Origin of the sequence: Streptococcus sp. TATVAM-FAB8 (assembly GCF_046592795.1) — a bacterium.
Taxonomy (GTDB): Bacteria; Bacillota; Bacilli; order Lactobacillales; family Streptococcaceae; genus Streptococcus; species Streptococcus ruminicola.
In genome coordinates, this window is sequence record NZ_JAWVPQ010000020.1 from 1 (window position 1) to 5611 (window position 5611).

Genomic DNA, 5611 nt, shown 5'->3' on the forward strand with positions numbered 1-5611 from the left:
AGACCACTAAAACCTTTAGATTATTTAGTAACTTTGCTTGCTTTTGGGGTGATATACGCTTACTTCAGTAATCTTTTATTTGTTGGTGGAGATATAAAAAATGATTTATTATTTTTCCGTGATTCCCCATTGGCGTTTTTGGTCGCATTACAACCCTTTATTATCGGACCAATCCTAGAAGAGTTAGTTTATCGTGGTGTTTTGATGACTAGCTTTTTTGAGAAATCAAAATTTTACTTAGATTGCTTACTATCTGCTGTAATGTTCTCAGTAGCTCATCTATCTTCTTATGGTTTGAGTTTAGAGGTATTTAAAAACTATGCTTTTCTTGGTTTAATTTTAGCGATTCTTTTTAGAAAAACACGGTCAATCTATCCATCAATTCTTGTTCATATGGCATGGAATATTTATCTTAGCTGGCATCTGATTACATTTATTTTCTTTGAAAGGTAGTAAAAATAATGAAAAAATTACCGTTTACGACGAAAAAACGACCGTTTACGACATAGACGGTCATTTCGCAAAATTTCTGCTACAATTAAATATGTCAGTCACATGACACGTCATTTCCAGGAGATTTAAATGACATAAGGACTTTAGTCGCAGTGTTACTAAGAAGTGTTGTTGCAATGTAAAAAGGGAATCTTAGGCACTCGCGAGATATTATGGGAGAAACCTATCTTTGAAAATTCATCGTTTTCAAGATGATATTAGAGGAAAGTAAGTTAGGATGCTTACTTCCCTTTTCTTTTTACACTTAAAAAAGAAAATTAAGGAGAATGGGAGGATTTTATGAAAAACTCGCAGCAAAAATTTAGCTGGCTAGTAGCAGTAAGTACTATTTCAGTGATTTGGATAAAAAATTTTATACTAGAATCGAACGATTTATCGGAAAAACTTGTCTTTACAGGGATTTATCTTCTTTATTTAGTCTTAGTTTTTGTTAAAGTGTTCAAACCAAGAAAAAAATAAAACCAGCCAATTTGGCTGGTTATTCTTATTGAAAATCTTTTAAGAGCTTGTCTTTGTAGTAGTTAAAGAAGGATTTTTTTCCGATAACACTGATGGTTTTGCCTTGTAAGCCGTATTTTAGCTTAGAACTGTCTTTTTCAGTAACCTCTGCAGTTGCTGTGACTTTAAAGAAATTACCGTTTTTTGTTTGAGTAGCAGAGCTAGCAATTTTACTAATTTTTCCGCTAACAACGATGGCGTGATTGCTAATCTTTTCAAGAGTCAGACGCACCTGCTGTCCTTTTTTCAGTTGGCTAACATGAGTTGAATCAACGTAGTATGAAATGGCAACTTTTTTGGTTTTAACAATATCAGGATAAATTTCTGCAATTTGGCTTCCTTGTGGGAGAAGAGTTTTCCCTTCAAACTCATCAGAAACATGCAAAATCCCATTTTCTTTAGCTTTTAGGATAGTATCAGATTTTGACAGGCTTGTTTGATCAAGCTGCGCTTGTAAGTTTTCTTTTTCCTGAGTTACTTGAGCTAGCTGTGTTTCAGCTTGGGTCAGTTCTTGCTGACGTAGACTTTCAATTTGGCTAGCTGCACTGGTGTCGTAACTGCCAGTTGAGTAATTTGAAGCAGATTGCGTTTGTAGGCTTGAAATAGAAGAATTAATGCTATCAATTTGGCCTTGGAGGTCAGCTATAAACTGATTTTTAAGGCTTTCTTTGCTGCTAGTAGCAGCATCGCTAGGAAGAGCTTGGAGCTGGCTTAAATAGCTGTTAAGAGTAGCTGTGTACGGATTACCACCAGAAACACTTGTTTGATTGTTTTGAATGGCATCTTTGACTTCTATGTATTGGCTAGCTTGTGTTTGAAGTTCACTGATTTGTTTGTTAACCGCAGCGTTAGCTCGATTGACCCCTGCTTCTTGTTTGGCAACTGAATCATTAGCCTGAGAAACTTGAGCCGTAATGGTTTTACTTTGGCTAAGAAAACGATCGATAGTTGCAGCACAGCCAAATTCATCATCACCTGAAAAAAGATTTTTATTCTGATTGAGGCTGTCTTTTAGTGTGTTTAGGGCATTTTGCTGACGCTCATCTCGCTCGATTTGGGTCTGAATAGCTTTAATTTGACTTTCTTCTAATTTATCCGAGTACTGGATAAGCAAATCTCCTTTTTTAACCGTTTTGTTTTCGCTCAAGTGATTAACAAGAACAGTGTTATTGCTAGTAGATTGCACGACATCGATAATTTTTGTAGGACGAAGGCTACCAACAGAAGTGACAGTGATTTCTTTTTTTCCAATGAGAGAAAATAGCAATAAAAAAAGCACGAAAGCTGTCATTGGAAGAACCAAGAGTGTCGCAAAATTATGGTAACGTCTGTGGTAGAATTCAGCCGATTGAAATAATTTAGGGTTCATGATTCCTCCTTATTCTTGAAATAGCTGAGCGTAAAAGCCAGGATTTTGCATGAGTTGCTCGTGATGACCTTGTTCGATAATTTGTCCTTTATCTAGGACGATGACACGGTCAGTTTGCTTGGCAATGCTTAAACGGTGAGCAACAAAGATAATGGTTTTGTCTTTTAGAGCTAACAAATTGTGGATAACACGTTTTTCGGTCAGCACATCAAGACCACTTGTTGCTTCATCTAGGATTAAGACGGGTGACTTAGTCAGAAGTGCTCTGGCAATAGCTAATCGTTGTTTTTGACCGCCAGATAAACCAGCCCCATCTGATAATTCAGTGTGGTAAGCCATTGGCATAGCTTCAATGTCAGCACGAATTTCAGCGATTTCACAGGCTTTGATAATGTCTTCTTGAGTAATCGCATCAGAAGCACCTAAAGTGAGATTATCAAGGATACTTCCAGAAAAGACGTAAGATTGTTGTGGAAGGTAGTTGATGTGTTGACGAAGAACTTTTTTATCAATAGTTTTATAGTCATAGCCTCCCAAGGTGATTTGACCTTGATTTGGACTATAAAAGTTCACCATCATTTTAGCTAAAGTTGTTTTCCCAGAACCACTGACGCCGACAAGGCTAACTTTTTCACCTTCTTTGATACGAAGTTTAATGTGACTAAGAGTATCGCGTCCAAAGCCGTATTTATAAGAAACATCATCAAAGACAAGATCACCTTTGAGAAACTCTGGATTATCAATTACTTGTTTGTTATCAAATTCAGAAGATACCAGATAAACTTCGTTAAGACGCTTATTAGCCACTTTCGCCGACTGTAACTTAGTTTGCAAGTTAATAATATTTTCCATTGGTTTTGTGAAGTAAGATAAAAGGGTGTTGTAGGTAATCAATTGCCCAACAGAAACCTTCCCTGTCATAACGAGACGTGAGCCGTACCAGAGAATAGCCACATTTAAAATCAGCTGTGCTCCTTGCTTAAGTGAGGCTTGCATTGCTTCGTATTTATTAAGTGTGAAACTTTTATCCAAGTATTCCACGAATTCGCTATCGATATTGCGATAACGTGTCTCTTCGCTAGTTAGTGATTTAATGGTTTCAATCCCGTTGATATCTTCAATAATGGCAGAGCTGACCATAGAATTAGCTTGCATGACGTCATGATTCATTCGCTCAAAAGGCTTCATAAAAGCAAAGATGATGATGGCATAAACAGGCAAAGCAATTAAGGTTATCAAGAAGAGCTTAGCATTTTGCAAAATCAAAACACTGCCAACGATGAAAAGGATACTCACATCGAGAAAAAGCGATAAGATTGTTGAAGCAAGAGCATCGATGATAGAGTTAGCGTCGGTAAAGCGTGAAATCACTTCCCCAGTTCGCCTTGTCGCAAAAAAGGACATAGGCAATTCAAAAATATGACGAATATAAGATAAAATGACATCAATCGTCAAACGTTGACTGAGCACAACTAACAAATACTGTTGTGAAAAGCTCATAATCTGTTGCATGATGTAAGTCACGACCAAGCCGATTGAGACAATTCCAAGAGTGGATTGCAGTTGATTGGGAATATAGTCGTCCAAGATTCCTTGAAGATAATAAGAGCCGACAATATTAATCAAAGTTACAAGTAAGCTAGCAAGAATTATATATGTTAGTAGTGCTTTTTGTTTAAAGATGATTGGCAAAAAACTCATTAAGCCATTTTTCTTATCCTTATGTGGTTTATAGCTAGCTGCAGGAGCTAGAAATATTGTAACCCCTGTCCACTCTTTGGCAAAATCTGCTTTAGTCATTTTTGTGACTCCCACACTTGGGTCAGGATCACCGATGATTAGATAATCTTTTTTAGCCTTATAGATGACATAATAGTGTTGCAGTTTTCCTTGCTTATTCACATGGACAATGCAAGGATACGGGATATCATCCATCTCAAAAAGTGCCATATCAGCTTTTACAGCGCGTGTCTCAAAGCCAATCTTTTTAGCTGCCTCGACGATTCCAAGAGCAGTTGTTCCTTCTTTATTCGTCTTAGCCAGTTCCCTCAAGTGAGCAAGCGAAAAGTGTGAGCCGTAGTGTTTAGCAACTGACGCTAAAGCAGCTACCCCACAATCTCGCATATCAATCTGACTAACGTATTTATATCTCCTCATAAACCCATTCCTTCTAATTAAAGTCAAGAATTATTATGCCACAAAATATTAGCTTGTGACCACCTATATCATAAAAGGTCAAAAAACAGTCTTGAAAGGCCAAAATTACCTCTAATTAAGAAATATGAAGCACTTAATAAAAGTCATGCTAATGTTCTGACCACTTTTTCAAAGACGTGATGAACTTATGAAAAATCTAGTTAATTCCTGTCTTTACTTATATCAAACTTTAATTATGCCATAAAAATCATGATAAAAATGATAAAGTCGTAAACGGTTAAAATTCAGTCGCGAATGGTATAAATTTCTTGAGGAATTTACCGTTTACGACGAAAAAATGACTATTTACGACATTTACGTTTATAACTAAAATTCTATGCTAAACTATGAATTGTCAGTTGCAACGACAAAATAAAAAAGAAAATGGAGAAGAAAACATGAAAAATTTGGAACAATTTGAAGCATTGACATCAGCAGAACTTTCAAACGTTGAAGGTGGGGGCTTGGTAAAATGTGGACTTGGGACAGTTGGAGGTGCACTAACAGGTGGAGTTGCTGGTGCTGCTGTAGGAACCGTTACGTTACCTATTTTTGGGACAGTATCTGGGACTGCTGCTGGTTTTTGGGGAGGTGCAGCGACTGGAGCTGCAACATTCTGCTAAAATTCCTTATAATTTAGAAAGCGAAATTGTTTTAAGGGGTGTTAATTAGTATGTACAAGAAGAAAATGATTTCAATTATTGTATCTACAGGATTTCTTATAGTTTCGGTATCAAATTTTTTTAAAGAGCTGTCTCCTATATTTTTCCTCTTGAACATTATTGGATTTCTCTCTTTCCTATTATTAATATCAATTAATATTAGAAAAATTTTTCTTAAAAATTGATTTATGTGGAGCAATTTAGTGCTTATGTATTATTCTATTTTCATTATTTTATACTGCATTGTCTTGGCAGTAATTTTTATTGATGGCTTTTTAATTAAGAAGAGTAAAAAAATTCTTCTTATATCATTTTTTGACTTTTTATACTTTAAGTCAAAATGAAGATACTACTAGTCTATTGTCGATAGTTT

The 5611-nt window shown here is 35.9% G+C and carries 4 protein-coding genes; 2 read left to right on the forward strand and 2 right to left on the reverse strand.

Features of this window, described 5'->3' with window-relative positions:
- Positions 1-453: CPBP family intramembrane glutamic endopeptidase (locus SFC32_RS08430; protein WP_411216655.1), on the forward strand; the 453-nt coding region annotated here is incomplete at its 5' end.
- A 544-nt stretch (positions 454-997) separates the two neighbouring features.
- Here the strand turns inward: SFC32_RS08430 and SFC32_RS08435 are convergent.
- Positions 998-2380 (reverse strand): bacteriocin secretion accessory protein, encoded by a 1383-nt coding sequence (locus SFC32_RS08435; protein WP_411049904.1) that lies wholly within the window; start codon positions 2378-2380, stop codon positions 998-1000.
- Between the two features lie 9 nt (positions 2381-2389).
- Positions 2390-4537, reverse strand: a complete 2148-nt coding sequence (locus SFC32_RS08440; RefSeq protein WP_411049903.1) for a peptide cleavage/export ABC transporter — start codon at positions 4535-4537, stop codon at positions 2390-2392.
- 437 nt (positions 4538-4974) lie between these two features.
- Here SFC32_RS08440 and SFC32_RS08445 point away from each other — a divergent pair, with 437 nt between their 5' ends.
- Positions 4975-5199 carry a Blp family class II bacteriocin gene (locus SFC32_RS08445; protein ID WP_411049902.1) on the forward strand — a complete coding sequence of 75 codons (225 nt, stop codon included), beginning with the start codon at positions 4975-4977 and terminating at the stop codon, positions 5197-5199.
- Positions 5200-5611 lie beyond the last annotated feature (412 nt).

What these genes read in the sequence shown, in the direction of transcription:
- SFC32_RS08435 (WP_411049904.1), bottom strand. Translation starts at nt 2,380, where the DNA reads ATGAACCCTAAATTATTTCAATCGGCTGAATTCTACCACAGACGTTAC.
- SFC32_RS08445 (WP_411049902.1), top strand. Translation starts at nt 4,975, where the DNA reads ATGAAAAATTTGGAACAATTTGAAGCATTGACATCAGCAGAACTTTCA.
- SFC32_RS08440 (WP_411049903.1), bottom strand. Translation starts at nt 4,537, where the DNA reads ATGAGGAGATATAAATACGTTAGTCAGATTGATATGCGAGATTGTGGG.